This is a genomic window from Corallococcus macrosporus (assembly GCF_017302985.1).
Taxonomy (GTDB): domain Bacteria; phylum Myxococcota; class Myxococcia; order Myxococcales; family Myxococcaceae; genus Corallococcus; species Corallococcus macrosporus_A.
Map to the genome: position 1 here is coordinate 491,536 of NZ_JAFIMU010000010.1, position 12,899 is coordinate 504,434.

A 12,899-nucleotide genomic window follows, 5' to 3' on the forward strand; every position below is an offset into this window, starting at 1 on the left:
CCGGACTCCTGACAGGACTTCGCGCTAGGGCGTGGACAGCCGCGCGCGGATGCCCGCGACCAACAGGTCCAACCCGAAGGCGAAGCGCCGCTCGAAGTCGCGGTCCAGGATGGCGTCCACCGCGCCGGCCGCGTGGGGATAGCGCGCAGAGGCGAGCTGGCGCAGTGCCCCTTCCCGCTCCCGCGCTTCGGCGTCCTGCGCGGTGAAGCCCTGCTCCTCGATGGTGAAGCCCAGCACGTAGTCGAGCACCGTGAACGCCGCCCAGCCCGCTGCCCGCGAGTCGAGCCCCGCTCGCGTCAGCGCGCCAATGACGGTGTCGGAGACGCGCAGCGTGTGCTCGGACACCACGAGGGTGCCGGCGTAGACGCGGGCGCCGTCCCGGTGAGCCAGGAACGCGCGCCGCAGCTCCTGCGCCACGGTGCGCACCACCGGCTCCCACGGCGAGTCCGCCGTCAGCGTCCTCGCCACGTCCTGCACCAGCGTGTCCGCCATCGCGTCCAGCAGGGCCTGCTTGCCCGGGAAGTGCCAGTACAGCGACGGCGCCTGGATGGAGAGCGCCTTCGCCAGCACGCGCATCGTGAGGCCCTCCAGGCCGTGCTCGTCCAGCAGCGTCCACGCCGCCGCCACCACCTGCTCCCGCTGGATTCGCATGCCCTGGAAGGCCCTCGCTGGCTTGACAAACTAACAGCGTTAGTCGATCCCTAACAACGTTAGTTTGACGCCTTCGGGCGGGAGGTCGGTCATGGCGGAGGTCCTGGATGTGGCGGTGGTGGGAGGAGGTCCCACCGGGCTGTGGCTCGCGTGCGAGCTGGCGCTGGCGGGGGTTCGGGTGGAGGTGTTCGAGCGGCGCACGGAGGCCGTGCGCGAGTCGCGGGCGCTGACGCTGCACCCGCGCTCGCTGGAGGTGCTGGCGCTGCGTGGGCTGGAGGGGCGGTTCCTGGCGCGGGGGCGGCCGCTGCCCACCGGGCACTTCGCGATGCTCGACACGCGCCTGGACTTCAGCGTCCTGGACACGCGCTTCCCCTACACGCTGTTCCTTCCGCAGGCGGTGACGGAGGCCCTGCTGGAGGAACGGGCGCGGGAGCTGGGTGTGGCCGTGCGGCGCGGCCATACGGTGGAGGCCCTGCGGCAGGACGGCGAAGGCGTGGACCTGGAGGGCGCCACGGCTGCGGGCACCTTCCGGATCCGCGCGCGCTTCGTGGTGGGCGCGGACGGGGCCCGGAGCGCGGTGCGGAGGCTGGCGGGCATCCCGTTCCCGGGGACGGACGTGACGCGCACGGCGATGCTGGGGGACGTGACGTTGGGCTCGCCACCGGCACAACCCGCCATCGGCATCGCGAACGAACGGGGCGGCGTGATGGTGGTGCCCATGGCCCCAGGCGTCCACCGCCTCGTCGTGAATGATCCGCTCCGGGAGAAGGCGCCGGTCCGCGAGCCCGTCACGCTGGAGGAGCTGAGGGAGTGCACGCTGCGCATCGCGGGCACGGACTTCGGGATGCGGGACCCACAGTGGCTGTCCCGCTTCGGCAACGAGACGCGGCTCGCGGAGCGCTATCGCGACGGGCGCGTGCTGCTGGCGGGGGATGCCGCTCACATCCACTTCCCGGCGGGAGGCCAGGGGCTCAACGTTGGCCTACAGGACGCGATGAACCTGGGGTGGAAGCTCGCGGCGGTGGTGAAGGATGGCGCGCCGGAGGCACTGCTCGACAGCTACTCGCGCGAACGACGTCCGGTGGGTGAAGCGCTGATCCACAACACGCTCGCGCAGACCGCGCTCATGGGCGCCACGCGGGAGACACTGGCCCTGCGCGCGATGATGAGCGACCTGCTTCGTGAGCCCCGGCTGAACCGCCAGCTCGCGGACAACATCGGGGCGCTCGACGTCGCGTACGCGCCGCTGGAAGTACCCGCGCCGGAGGTGTCGTTGCTCCCGGAATGGAGCGGCCGGCGGTTGAGCGACATGGAGCTTGGCACGGACACGCGGCTCTACGCGGCGCTGCACCCGGGCCGTTGGCTGCTGCTGGGCCTGGGCGAGGACGCCTCCCGCCCCCTGCCCCGCTGGGAACCCGGCTGGCCCTCACAGGTGACGACGCTGCGCGCACGCGTGGGGCGCGCAGATCTCGAAGGCGTGGGCGGCATGCTGGTGCGCCCGGACGGCCACGTCGGCTGGGCGTGGGCCGCCTGAAACACGCGGGCCCGGGGCGTCGTCCGCTTCCGGGCCTCGCGTCGAAGTCTCAGCCCAGGCGCAGGAGCTGCCGGGCCTGTTCGGGGGTCGCGAGTTCGCGGCCGGCGGCACGGGCCCGCTTCGCGGCCTCCGCCACCAGCTCGAAGTTGCCCTTCGCGAGCACGCCCTTGGACACGTAGATGTTGTCCTCCAGACCCACGCGCGCGTTGCCGCCGCGCTTCGCGGCCTCCTCCACGAACGGGAGCTGCTGGCGCCCCACGCCCGCCACCGTCCAGGAGCTTCCCTCCGGCAGCGCGGCGATCATGAAGTCCAACACCTCCGGCCGCGCCTGGAGCGTGCCCGGCACGCCCAGCACGAAGTCGAAGTGCGCCGGCAGGTCCACCAGCCCTTCCTTCGCCAGGTAGCGCGCCTCGTCGATCATCCCAACGTCGAAGCACTCCAGCTCCGGCTTGAGACCGATGCTCTTGATGCGCTTCGCGATGTCGCGCACCAGCGGCCGGGGATTCCAAAATACTTCCTCCCCGAAGTTCACCGTGCCCGTGGTGAGCGTGGCCATGTCAGGCTTGTCCGCGCCCGTGAGCGTCAGCCCGCCGCACCGCTCGTTCACGTCCATGCCCACCGCGCCGCCGGTGGACACCTGGATGAGCACGTCCGTGCGCTTGCGGATGGCGCGGATGGCCGCGCGGAACAGCTCCGCGTCCTGCGACGGCTTGCCCTCCGCCGTCCGCACGTGGATGTGCACCATCGCCGCGCCGGCCTCGCGGCACTTCGCCGCGTCTTCCGCGATCTCCTCCGCAGTGATGGGCAGGTACGGCGTCTGCTCGCGCGTCGTCTCCGCGCCCACCAGGGCGGCGGTGAGGACCATGGGCTTGCTCATCGCTTCACCCGCTGCTTGTCCTTGGGCACCACGCAGGTGCCCGAAGCGCGGCACACCACCACCGCCTCCGGAAGCACGTCCGCCGCCGAGTCGTTCACGTCCGGCCGGGGCTTGATGACCTTGCGAGCCTCGAAGCGCATCTTCCGCGACGTGTTGCCCGCGGAGACGATCTCCCCTTCCGCCTCGATGAAGTCGCCCGCGTACACCGGGGCCAGGAACTCCACGGAGTCGTAGGCGCGAAACAGCCCCTCGTCCCCGTCCGAGCGGATGCACAGCTCCGTGGCCACGTCCCCGAACAGACCGAGCATCCGCGCCCCGTCCACCAGGTTGCCGCCGTAGTGCGCGTCATGGCTGCCCATGCGCAGCCGCAGTACCGCCTTCGTGCCAGTGCTCACGTGGGTTCCCCCTGGTAGTGGGAGTCCGCGGACTCCGTGCCCTCTTTCTTCATCACCGCGTGCACGATGTAGTTCGCCACGTCCGACGGCTTGGTGCCCGGCCCGAAGCCCGCGTCGAAGCCCAGCTCCAGCGCCAGCTTGTGGTCCACGCGCGGCCCGCCCAAGAGGAGCAGCGTCTTGCCGTGGATGCCCGCCGCCTTCGCCGCGTCGATGAACTGGCGCGAGTTGTCCTTGTGCACGTCGCGCTGCGTGACGACCTGCGAGACGAGGATGGCGTCCGCGTGCTTCGCCATGGCCTTCTTGATGAGGTCCTCGTTGGGCACCTGGCTGCCCAGGTTGAACGCCTCGAAGCCGGGGTAGCGCTCCAGGCCGTAGTCGCCCGCGTAGCCCTTCATGTTCAGGATGGCGTCGATGCCCACCGTGTGCGTGTCGGTGCCGGTGCACGCGCCGAAGACGACGATGCGGCGGCGGACCTTCTCCTTGATGAGCGCGTTGAGGTCGTCGAACCCCATCTTGCGCACCACCACCTCCGGCACGTCGATCTCCGCGTAGTCCAGCGTCACGTTGGAGCGGGCGTAGACGACGAAGAACGTGTACTGGTCCGCGGCGCGCTCGGCGGCGGCCACCTTCACGTCCGTGAAGCCCATCTTCTTCGTGAACTGGGCGGCGGCCTCCTTGGCCTTCTCCGACAGCGGCACCGGCAGCGTGAACGACAGCTGCACCATGCCGTCGTCGCGACGGTCGCCGTAGGGGCGGATGATCTGCTTGCTCGGCTTCACCATCGAACTACCCCTTCTTGTTCTTGGGCGGCGTGAACGACACGCTGGTGCCCACCTTCTCGGCCACCGCGGCGAAACGGTCCTTCTTGCCCTGCTCCATGTAGAAGACCACGGACCAGGTCGTCTTCCCGTTGCACCCCACGTACGTCACCGTGTCCACGTTGCCGCTGCCGTCCGGCGCCGCGTCCGTGTCCGTCTTGGTGGCCGCCGGCTGGCCGCCCACCTTCAGCATGGTCCAGCTGTCGCCGCCGATGTTCGCGAGGATCTTCGTGCGGCACAGCTCCGCCTTCATGCCCGCGGTCTGCACCGTGCCCACGTCCACCAGGAAGTACGCGTCACCGGAGGGCGCCAGGAACTTCTCCGTGCCGTCCATGTTGGAGCGCGTCCACGCCGCCGGCGCCTTCAGCGCGATGTTCTTCACCGTGACGCTGCTCAACGCATCCGCGCTGCCGCCCGCGGCCAGCATCACGGCCACGAAAGTACCCAGGATCATGTCGCCTCCAGCATTTCCAGGAACGGATTGAAGTAATCCGGCGCCTTCTCCAGCACGCCGTCCAGGCCCTTGCCACCGGTCTCCTCGCGCTTCACGTCACCGAAGCGCCCCTTGCCGATGGCCGCCACCATGCCCTCCGAGTGGCACTCGCGCAGCAGCTCCTCCGCCTTGGCGAAGACCTCGCGCGCGCGGTTGGCGATCTTCCCGTCCTCGCGGACGGTGAACTCCTCGTCGATGCCGCGGGCCGCGCGGTGGATGTACGACGCGGACTTGAGCGCCACGTACCGGTCCGCGAGCAGCGGCGTGTGCATGGCCTCCGTCATCATGCCCAAGAGCTGGATGCCCTGCCGCGTCCAGATGGCCACCAGGTCCGCCATCACGTCGTACGCGTGGCTGAAGAAGATGTCCGTCTCCTTGTGCTTCGTGGGCGGCATGTACTTGAGCGGCGCGTCCGGGAAGCAGCGGCGCACGAGCATCGCCTGCGACAGCTCCAGGAGCAGCGTGTCGTCGCGGTACGGGTCGATCTCGTACGAGTGCCCGATGCCCAGCTGCCAGTCCTTGAGGCCCGCGCGCTTGGCGAAGCACTCGTTGATGAACTGGCTGGCGATGACGGTGTGGGCCGCGTCGTAGGCGTCCGCGGTGGTGATGTAGTTGTCCTCACCGGTGTTGATGATGATGCCGGCCAGGGCGCAGATGCGGCGGCTGAAGTACTGGTCGATGAACGTCCGCCGCATGTTGATGTCGCGGAAGAGGATGCCGTACATCGCGTCGTTGAGGAGCATGTCCAGCCGCTCGTACGCCGCGCAGAAGGCGATCTCCGACATGCACAGGCCGGACGAGTAGTTGGTGAGCTGGATGTAGCGCTTGAGCTTGCGGCTCTCGTCATCCAGGGCCTCGCGCATCACGCGGAAGTTCTCCTGGGTGGCGTAGGTGCCGCCGTAGCCCTCCGTCGTCGCGCCGTGGGGCACGTAGTCCAGCAGCGACTGCGCCGTGGAGCGGATGACCGCGATGACGTCCGCGCCCGCCTGCGCCGCGGCCCGCGCCTGGTCCACGTCGTCGTAGATGTTGCCGGTGGCGACGATGACGTACTTGTGCGGCGCGGGAGACATGGGGAACTGCTCGCGCAGGGCGTTGCGCTGGGCGATGCGGGCCTTGAGCTCCGTCATCGCCGCGCGGGCCTCCTCGCGCACGGCGTCGCGCAGGTTCGCTTCCATCTCCGGCGACAGCGCGCCCAGCTTGTCCGTGGGCAGCGCGGTGATGCGCTCCACGGCGTCCAGCGGACTGCTGGCGCCCAGTTGCAGCGCGCGGCCGTACCAGTAGGCAGCGCCCCGGTTCAGCACCCCGGCGGACTTCAGCTTGTCCACCATGAGGTTCGCCAGGGGCACGCCTCGCGCACCCGCGCCGGAGATGCCAAAGAAGCGCAACACGGTGCGCTCATTGGAGACAGTGGTGTTGCGTTGGATGAGGTCGAAGATCGGATTGACGATCTCGTCCGCCAGCTTGCGCGCCTCGGCAATCCGCGCGTCGTCGATAAACGGGCCTGACATGCGCGCACCCTACCCGAGCGCCGCGTGCTTCGGCTCAAGAACGCAGCCCCCACACCCTCAGCGAACGATGCCGCACCGCGCCTCTTGAATGGCGAGACGCATCACGCGAACGCCGCCGCACCGATATTCCGCTGAACGCTCCGACACCGATAAAGCGGTGGCGACACCCACCGCCATTTCGGTTCGACCACCGAATTGTCGGTGACTCCGGCGAATCAACGACACCCAACCCATTGGAATCACACGAGTCGGCACGTCGGCATGGGACCTGCTCTGGGGTGGTCCTGGTTCCCCCGTCAACCCCCAGGAGTTCCCTTGAACCGACGCTCCTTGATGCTCGCGGTCCTGCTGTCCGGCGCTCCCGTCCTCGCGGCCGGCAACCCTCCTCCCATCACCACCGACTCTGGCGCGCCGCTGGGCACGAACCAGAGCTCCAAGACGGCCGGCCCCCGCGGCGGCATCCTGCTGGAGGACTTCGCCCTCATCGAGAAGCTCGCGCGCTTCGACCGGGAGCGCATCCCGGAGCGCGTGGTGCACGCGCGCGGTGTCGGCGCCTACGGCTCCTTCGAAAGCTACGGCGACTTCTCCAACCTCACGCGCGCGTCCGTCTTCTCCCAGAAGGGCAAGAAGACGCCGATGTTCGTGCGCTTCTCCACGGTCATCCACCCCGGCGGCTCGCCGGAGACGCTGCGCGACCCTCGCGGCTTCGCGCTGAAGTTCTTCACGGACGAGGGGAACTGGGACCTGGTCGGCAACAACCTGCCCATCTTCTTCATCCGGGACGCCATGAAGTTCCCGGACATGGTGCACTCGCTGAAGCCGTCCCCCGTCACGAACCGGCAGGACCCGGGCCGCTACTTCGACTTCTTCAGCCACCAGCCCGAGTCCACGCACATGATCACCCAGCTCTATTCGGACCTGGGCATCCCGGCGAACTACCGGCAGATGGACGGCAACGGCGTGCACGCCTTCAAGTTCGTCAACGCCAAGGGCCAGGTGAAGTACGTCAAGTTCAACTGGAAGTCGCAGCAGGGCGTGAAGGGCCTCACCGCGGAGGAGGCCACGACGCTGGGCGGCCAGGACTTCCAGCACGCCACACACGACCTCTACACGAACATCCAGGCCGGGAAGTTCCCCTCGTGGGAGCTGAGCGTGCAGGTGCTGGATCCGAAGGACCTGGAGAGCTTCGCGTTCGATCCGCTGGACGCCACCAAGGAGTGGCCCAAGGACAAGCTGCCCCCGGTGAAGCTGGGCAGGTTCACCCTCAACAAGATGCCGGACAACTTCTTCGAGGAGACGGAGCAGTCCGCCTTCTCCCCGGGTGTGATGCCGCCGGGCATCGAGCCCTCCGAGGACCGGCTGCTGCAGGGCCGCCTCTTCTCCTACGCGGACACGCAGCGCTACCGCCTGGGCGCCAACTACCTGTCGCTGCCGGTGAACCGCGCGCGCGCTGCGGTGAACAACAACAGCCAGGCCGGTGCGATGAACAGCGGCCACACGAAGTCGGACGTGAACTACGAGCCCAGCGTCACGCGCGAGACGTCGGACACGCCCGCCGCCCTCTTCTCCAACGCGCCGTTGACGGGCACCACGCAGCAGCGCCCCATCGCGAAGACGGATAACTTCTCGCAGGCGGGCGCCTTCTGGGCGTCGCTCGACGCGGCCGCGCAGGAGCGGCTCATCCAGAACCTGGCCGGCGACCTGGGCCAGGTGCGCGACGCGAAGGTCAAGGCGCGCATGGTGGGCCACTTCTACGCGGCCAACGTGGACTACGGCACGCGCCTGGCCAGGGCCGTGAACGTGAAGCTGGACGACGCGAAGGCCACCCTCGCGCCGCTGGCCACGCGCGACCAGCCGTGACCTGACTTCGCCGGGGCCGCCGGTGGCACGACGGCGGCTTCGTCTCCCCTTCACCTGTCCTTCGCTGGAGATGCCCTCATGGTTCGCAAGCTGCTGCTCGGTTCGTTGGGTCTGGTGATGCTGGTGTGCACGGTGCTGACCGCCGCGTGGATGTCCCTGCGCGCTCCGGCGACGCCCACCGGAAGGCTGCTCGCCACCAGCGATGCGGAGCGCTACCTGCTCGCCGCCGCGCGCGAAGGGGAGACGGACATCGTGGAGGGGCTCGTGAAGGCCGGCACGCCCGTGGAGGCCCGCGACGCGCGGGGCTTCTCCCCCCTCATCCTGGCCGCCTATTACGGCCACACGGGGACGGTGAAGGCGCTGCTCGCCGCCGGTGCGGACGCGTGCGCGGGTGACAGCCGGGGCAACACCGCGCTCATGGGCGCCGCCTTCAAGGGCTACGCGGACGTGGTGCGGCTCTTGAGCGCCCAGCCCTGTGCCGTGGACCAGACCAACCGCCTGGGCCAGACGGCGCTGATGTTCGCCGTCCTCTTCGGCCGCACGGAGGTCGCCGACCAGCTGCGCCACCAGGGTGCCTCCCCCGCCCTGCGCGACGCCAGCGGCCGCTCCGCCAACGACTGGGCCGGGACCCAGATGCCCGAGGCCCCCGTCGCGCCCGCCCAGGTCCCGGAGGCTCCTACCGCGCGGGTGCGCTGAAGCCCAACACCCGTCAGTGGGCCCGCGCCTGCCGGCCGCCCCCGCACCAGCCGTGCTCAGGGGGCGGGTTTCCCATCCGCAGAGGTCTTGTGATTCCCTAGCAGAATGGGATTAGTCGGCTTAATACCCGAATTCCAGTTCATACAAAATTGCCACAATTTTCCAACTACTCTTGACTCGGAGTGTGGGGTTGACGGCATAACATCCCGCGTCCTTTCAGGAGTGCAGGGATGAACAGCCATCGGGCAATGCCAGTGCGAGGGTGGGTGGGTCTGGCCTTCGCGGTGATGTTGAGCGCGTGCGACTTCGGCGGCGGGCCGGACGCGCCGCCCCCGCCGCTCACCCCTCCCGAAGCACCGAAGCAGGTCGTCGCCCAGCCCGGAGACGCCTCCGCGCTGGTGACGTGGACGGTGCCCCCCGCGGACGGCGGCAGCCCCCTGCTCTACTACGTCGTGCGCTGCGTGCCCGAGTGCGGCGGCGCGCTGGTGAAGGTGCCCGACACGCAGGCCACGGTGCTGGGGCTGAACAACGGCTTCACCTACGTCTTCAAGGTGTCCGCGGTGAACGCGATGGGCGAAGGCCAGGCCTCCGTGGAGACGGACCTGGTGACGCCGCTGGCGGGCATGAGCATCCCGAACCCCACGGTGCCGGGACAGCCGCGCTCGGTGGTGCCCACCGCGGGCAATGGCCAGGCGTACGTGAGCTGGCTGGCGCCCGCGAGCTACGGCGGCCGGCCCCTGTCGTACTTCAAGGTCATGACGGAGCCGGGCGGCCAGGTGAAGCGGGTGGACGCGCCGGCGTCGGGCACGCTCATCGAGGGCCTCGCCAACGGCACCGGGTACACGTTCACTGTCTGCGCCGCCAACGAGATGGGCGAAGGCCCCTGCTCGCGCCAGTCGGCCCGGGTGACGCCGCGTCCGGGCGGCACGTCCACCAGTTGGGTGATGGGCTACTGGGTGGGCTACCAGCGCGACCTGCACCCGGTGGACTCGGTGGACATGTCGCTGCTCACGCACGTGGTGGTGGGCCGCATCCGCCCGCGCATCGACGGCACGCTCTATACCGACTTCGACGTGGACGCCGTGGAGGGCCCGAAGATGGCCCGGGCGCTGGCGCAGCGGGCGCACGCGGCCGGCAAGAAGGCGCTGCTGATGCTGGGCGGCATGGGCGAGTACGACGGCTTCAAGGGCGCGACGGAGACGCTGGAGAAGCGCCGCAACTTCGTGCGCAACATCATCAGCACGATGCGCGCGCTGCAGTTCGACGGCGTGGACGTGGACTGGGAGCCCATCCTCCTGCCTCAGGACAGCGCGCCTCTGCTGGCGCTGCTGGACGACCTGCGCGCCGCGGACGAGAACATCATCATCACGGTGCCCGTGGGCTGGGTGAACTCCAACTTCCCGCTGGGCAAGGTGGACGCGGAGTTCCACCGGCAGCTCGCGGCCCGCGTCGACCAGATGAACATCATGGCCTACAAGATGAGCGGCCACTGGGGGCAGTGGGCCAGCTGGCACTCCAGCGCGCTCTTCGGTGAGAACTCCGGACACCCCAGCTCCGTCGCCAGCTCCGTGCAGGCGTTCCTGGACGCGGGCGTGCCCGCGCAGCGCATCGGCATTGGCGTGGGCTTCTTCGGAACCTGCTGGAAGGGCATCACGGAGCCGGGCACCCCGCTGGACGGGCGCGACGACATCCGCGAGGAGCAGAGCGACAACGCGATGAGCTACGCCAACATCCAGTCGCTCTACTACTCGCCGGAGGCGTACCGCTGGGATGACGCCGCCAAGGCGCCCTACCTCTCCTTCCCCACCGCGTTCGGCCCGCAGTCCTGCAACTACATCTCCTACGAGGACGTCGCGTCCGTGTCGGAGAAGGGCCGCTGGGCGCGGGAGAAGGGCCTGGGGGGCGGCATCATCTGGACCATCAACCAGGGCCACTTCAAGAACGCCCCGGTGGGTGAGCGGGATCCGCTGATGAAGGCCGTGCACACGGCCTTCCTGAAGCCCTAGATGTAGCGGGCCTCGAAGAGCTGCCGCAGCGCCGGTTCGGTGCGCAAGAGCTCCAGCGTGAGGGCGGCGTGGCCGGGCACGTACCCATTGCCCACGAGCATGGTGACGTCCTTGCCCACGCCCTCCGCGCCCAGCGCCGCCGTGGTGAAGCTGGTGGCCATGGAGAAGAAGATGACCGTGCCGCCGTCCTTCACGGACAACAGCGACGCCATCTCCGTGTTGCCCACGCTGGCGCAGTTGACCACCAGGTCGCAGAGCTGACCGCCCGTCGCCTTCAGCACCGCCTCCATCACGTCCACGCCCTGGGTGGCGTCCACCTTCAGGGCCTCGTCGCACAGGCCGATGGCGGACAGCGCGTCCAGCGCCTTCTGGGAGATGTCCAGCGCCAGCAGCCTACCGCGGCTCTCCAGGCTGCGGCGGGCCTGCGCCAGGCACAGCGCGCCGCTCTTGCCCGCGCCCAGCACCGCCACCGTCATGCCCGGGCGCACGTGGCGCGCCACCAGCGCGGGCGCGCCGCACACGTCCAGCGCCGCCAGCGACAGCGTGTCCGGCATGTCCGACGGGAGCTTCGCGTAGATGCCGCTCGCGAAGAGCAGCGCGTGGCCCCGGATGTCCACGCGGTCGATGTCCGCGTGCACCGCCTTCACCTCTTCGATGACGAGCGGCGTGAGCGTCAGGCTCACCAGCGTGGCGATGCGGTCGCCCGGCTTGAGCACGCCGTTGGCGGGGTGCTTCGCGCCCAGCTCCTTCACGCGGCCAATGAGCATGCCGCCCGAGCCGGTGACGGGGTTCTGCATCTTGCCACGCTCGCGCACGATGTCCTGGATGCGCCCTGCGATGCGCGCGGGGTCGCCGCCCACGTCGTCCTTGATCTGCTTGAAGGACGCGGCGTCGATGTTGAGGCTCTCCACGTCGATGAGCAGCTCCGCCTCGCCGCAAGGCAGCGAGGGGTCCAGCTTGCGCGCGCGCTGCGGCAGCACGCCCTTCTCACCGACGACGCGCGACAGTCCGTACGTATCCATGGCCCCCCCCTTATCAGTCCGCGGCCAGGCGCGGCACCAGCACCGACAGCGACCGCTCGAAGCGGTACGACACGCCCGAGTGTCCGTCCTCGAACTCCTCGTGCACCACGTCCACGCCGCCGGCCTTCAAGTCGTCCGCCACCATGCGCGTGCCCCAGCGCAGGTTGAACTCGTCGCGCGTGCCGGCGTCCAGGTAGACCGTCTTCAGCTTGCGGAACGAGTCCAGGAACTTGGGCACGAAGCGCACGGGGTCGTGCACCAGCCACCGGTTCCACACGTCCAGGCGCAGCTTCGCGTTGTGCTGCTCGAAGGGCAGCTCCAGGTTGAGCGGCTCGCCCTTCTTCGGCGAGTACGCCGCCGCCATCGCCAGGATGTTGATGACCGGGAAGTCGTCGCCGCGCACCTTGGTGGCGGCGGCGCGCTGACGCAGCTCCGACACCCACGTGTCCACGCCGCCGGCCTTCATCAGCGCGGTGGCCGCCTTGGGCAGGTCCGGCAGGTACGAATACTCGAAGTAGGAGTCCGGCGCGTGCGCGCCCACCAGGGAGAAGACCTCCGGGTGGTAGCGGCCCATCACCAGCGCGCCGTAGCCGCCGGAGCTGTGGCCCACCACCGCGCGCGACGCGGCCTTGGGCAGCGTGCGGAAGGTCTTGTCCACGAAGCCGACGATGTCCTTGATGAGGTAGTCGCGGTAGCGGCCAATGGCGTCGCTGTTCACCCACTGGCTGCCGCCCAGCTTCGTCCACGCGTCCGGGAAGACGCCGATGACGGGCGGGAGGGTGCCGGCCTCGATCAGCGCGTCCAGGCGGTCCGGCACGGAGGGCGAGAAGCCCGACGCATTGGTCCAGGAGCCCCCGCCGTTGCCAAAGGCGTGCAGGAAGTAGACGACCGGGTAGCGCTGCGTGCCCGCGGCGTAGCCCGGCGGCAGGTACACGGTGAGCCGGCGGCGGGCCGGATCTCCCAGCGGGTTGTTCTCCAGCGCGGGGGAATGCACTTCGCGCGTCTCGAGCACGCCCTTCATGGTGCCTCTCCTGGTCGT

At 69.4% G+C, this 12,899-nt stretch carries 12 protein-coding genes; 4 read left to right on the forward strand and 8 right to left on the reverse strand.

What is annotated here, in order from left to right:
* Nucleotides 1-24: 24 nt before the first annotated feature.
* Nucleotides 25-651 carry a TetR/AcrR family transcriptional regulator C-terminal domain-containing protein gene (locus tag JYK02_RS32645; protein ID WP_207056796.1) on the reverse strand — a complete coding sequence of 209 codons (627 nt, stop codon included), beginning with the start codon at nucleotides 649-651 and terminating at the stop codon, nucleotides 25-27.
* A 91-nt stretch (nucleotides 652-742) separates the two neighbouring features.
* Between JYK02_RS32645 and JYK02_RS32650 the strand changes: the two genes are divergently transcribed.
* Nucleotides 743-2,185, forward strand: coding sequence for an FAD-dependent monooxygenase (locus JYK02_RS32650; RefSeq protein WP_207056797.1), 1,443 nt, complete (start codon nucleotides 743-745; stop codon nucleotides 2,183-2,185).
* A gap of 49 nt (nucleotides 2,186-2,234) precedes the next feature.
* On the opposite strand, the gene JYK02_RS32655 is transcribed toward JYK02_RS32650, so the two are convergent.
* From JYK02_RS32655 to JYK02_RS32675, 5 genes are read right to left on the reverse strand one after another with little or no spacing between them, the layout of a single operon-like run.
* The gene (locus JYK02_RS32655) at nucleotides 2,235-3,062 is read right to left on the reverse strand and encodes a 3-keto-5-aminohexanoate cleavage protein (protein ID WP_207056798.1); all 828 of its coding nucleotides are present in this window, start codon (nucleotides 3,060-3,062) and stop codon (nucleotides 2,235-2,237) included.
* A complete protein-coding gene (locus tag JYK02_RS32660; protein ID WP_207056799.1) occupies nucleotides 3,059-3,457 on the reverse strand; it encodes a hotdog domain-containing protein in 399 nt (132 codons plus the stop codon). The genes JYK02_RS32655 and JYK02_RS32660 overlap by 4 nt, the downstream gene beginning before the upstream one ends.
* Nucleotides 3,454-4,239 (reverse strand): OAM dimerization domain-containing protein, encoded by a 786-nt coding sequence (locus JYK02_RS32665; RefSeq protein WP_207056800.1) that lies wholly within the window; start codon nucleotides 4,237-4,239, stop codon nucleotides 3,454-3,456. The genes JYK02_RS32660 and JYK02_RS32665 overlap by 4 nt, the downstream gene beginning before the upstream one ends.
* A gap of 4 nt (nucleotides 4,240-4,243) precedes the next feature.
* Nucleotides 4,244-4,729, reverse strand: coding sequence for a hypothetical protein (locus JYK02_RS32670; RefSeq protein ID WP_207056801.1), 486 nt, complete (start codon nucleotides 4,727-4,729; stop codon nucleotides 4,244-4,246).
* On the reverse strand, nucleotides 4,726-6,276 hold the full coding sequence (locus JYK02_RS32675; protein ID WP_207056802.1) for a lysine 5,6-aminomutase subunit alpha: 1,551 nt from the start codon (nucleotides 6,274-6,276) through the stop codon (nucleotides 4,726-4,728). Before JYK02_RS32675 ends, JYK02_RS32670 begins: the two co-directional genes overlap by 4 nt.
* Nucleotides 6,277-6,591: 315 nt before the next feature.
* On the opposite strand from JYK02_RS32675, the gene JYK02_RS32680 reads away from it, so the two are divergent.
* The 3 genes from JYK02_RS32680 (at nucleotide 6,592) to JYK02_RS32690 (ending at nucleotide 10,838) form a co-directional block, all read left to right on the forward strand.
* Nucleotides 6,592-8,136 carry a catalase gene (locus tag JYK02_RS32680; RefSeq protein ID WP_277991470.1) on the forward strand — a complete coding sequence of 515 codons (1,545 nt, stop codon included), beginning with the start codon at nucleotides 6,592-6,594 and terminating at the stop codon, nucleotides 8,134-8,136.
* Nucleotides 8,137-8,214: 78 nt separating this feature from the next.
* Nucleotides 8,215-8,832, forward strand: coding sequence for an ankyrin repeat domain-containing protein (locus tag JYK02_RS32685; protein ID WP_207056803.1), 618 nt, complete (start codon nucleotides 8,215-8,217; stop codon nucleotides 8,830-8,832).
* 230 nt (nucleotides 8,833-9,062) lie between these two features.
* Nucleotides 9,063-10,838, forward strand: coding sequence for a glycosyl hydrolase family 18 protein (locus JYK02_RS32690; protein WP_207056804.1), 1,776 nt, complete (start codon nucleotides 9,063-9,065; stop codon nucleotides 10,836-10,838).
* On the opposite strand, the gene JYK02_RS32695 is transcribed toward JYK02_RS32690, so the two are convergent.
* Together JYK02_RS32695 and JYK02_RS32700 are read right to left on the reverse strand one after the other, a co-directional pair.
* Nucleotides 10,835-11,860: an L-erythro-3,5-diaminohexanoate dehydrogenase gene (locus JYK02_RS32695; RefSeq protein ID WP_207056805.1), complete on the reverse strand. Its 1,026-nt coding sequence runs from the start codon at nucleotides 11,858-11,860 to the stop codon at nucleotides 10,835-10,837. The two genes, JYK02_RS32690 and JYK02_RS32695, sit on opposite strands and share 4 nt — an antisense overlap.
* A 13-nt stretch (nucleotides 11,861-11,873) precedes the next feature.
* Nucleotides 11,874-12,881: an alpha/beta hydrolase gene (locus JYK02_RS32700; protein ID WP_207056806.1), complete on the reverse strand. Its 1,008-nt coding sequence runs from the start codon at nucleotides 12,879-12,881 to the stop codon at nucleotides 11,874-11,876.
* Between the last annotated feature and the right edge of the window lie 18 nt (nucleotides 12,882-12,899).

What these genes read in the sequence shown, in the direction of transcription:
- JYK02_RS32645 (WP_207056796.1), bottom strand. Translation starts at nt 651, where the DNA reads ATGCGAATCCAGCGGGAGCAGGTGGTGGCGGCGGCGTGGACGCTGCTG.
- JYK02_RS32650 (WP_207056797.1), top strand. Translation starts at nt 743, where the DNA reads ATGGCGGAGGTCCTGGATGTGGCGGTGGTGGGAGGAGGTCCCACCGGG.
- JYK02_RS32655 (WP_207056798.1), bottom strand. Translation starts at nt 3,062, where the DNA reads ATGAGCAAGCCCATGGTCCTCACCGCCGCCCTGGTGGGCGCGGAGACG.
- JYK02_RS32665 (WP_207056800.1), bottom strand. Translation starts at nt 4,239, where the DNA reads ATGGTGAAGCCGAGCAAGCAGATCATCCGCCCCTACGGCGACCGTCGC.
- JYK02_RS32670 (WP_207056801.1), bottom strand. Translation starts at nt 4,729, where the DNA reads ATGATCCTGGGTACTTTCGTGGCCGTGATGCTGGCCGCGGGCGGCAGC.
- JYK02_RS32675 (WP_207056802.1), bottom strand. Translation starts at nt 6,276, where the DNA reads ATGTCAGGCCCGTTTATCGACGACGCGCGGATTGCCGAGGCGCGCAAG.
- JYK02_RS32685 (WP_207056803.1), top strand. Translation starts at nt 8,215, where the DNA reads ATGGTTCGCAAGCTGCTGCTCGGTTCGTTGGGTCTGGTGATGCTGGTG.
- JYK02_RS32690 (WP_207056804.1), top strand. Translation starts at nt 9,063, where the DNA reads ATGAACAGCCATCGGGCAATGCCAGTGCGAGGGTGGGTGGGTCTGGCC.
- JYK02_RS32695 (WP_207056805.1), bottom strand. Translation starts at nt 11,860, where the DNA reads ATGGATACGTACGGACTGTCGCGCGTCGTCGGTGAGAAGGGCGTGCTG.
- JYK02_RS32700 (WP_207056806.1), bottom strand. Translation starts at nt 12,881, where the DNA reads ATGAAGGGCGTGCTCGAGACGCGCGAAGTGCATTCCCCCGCGCTGGAG.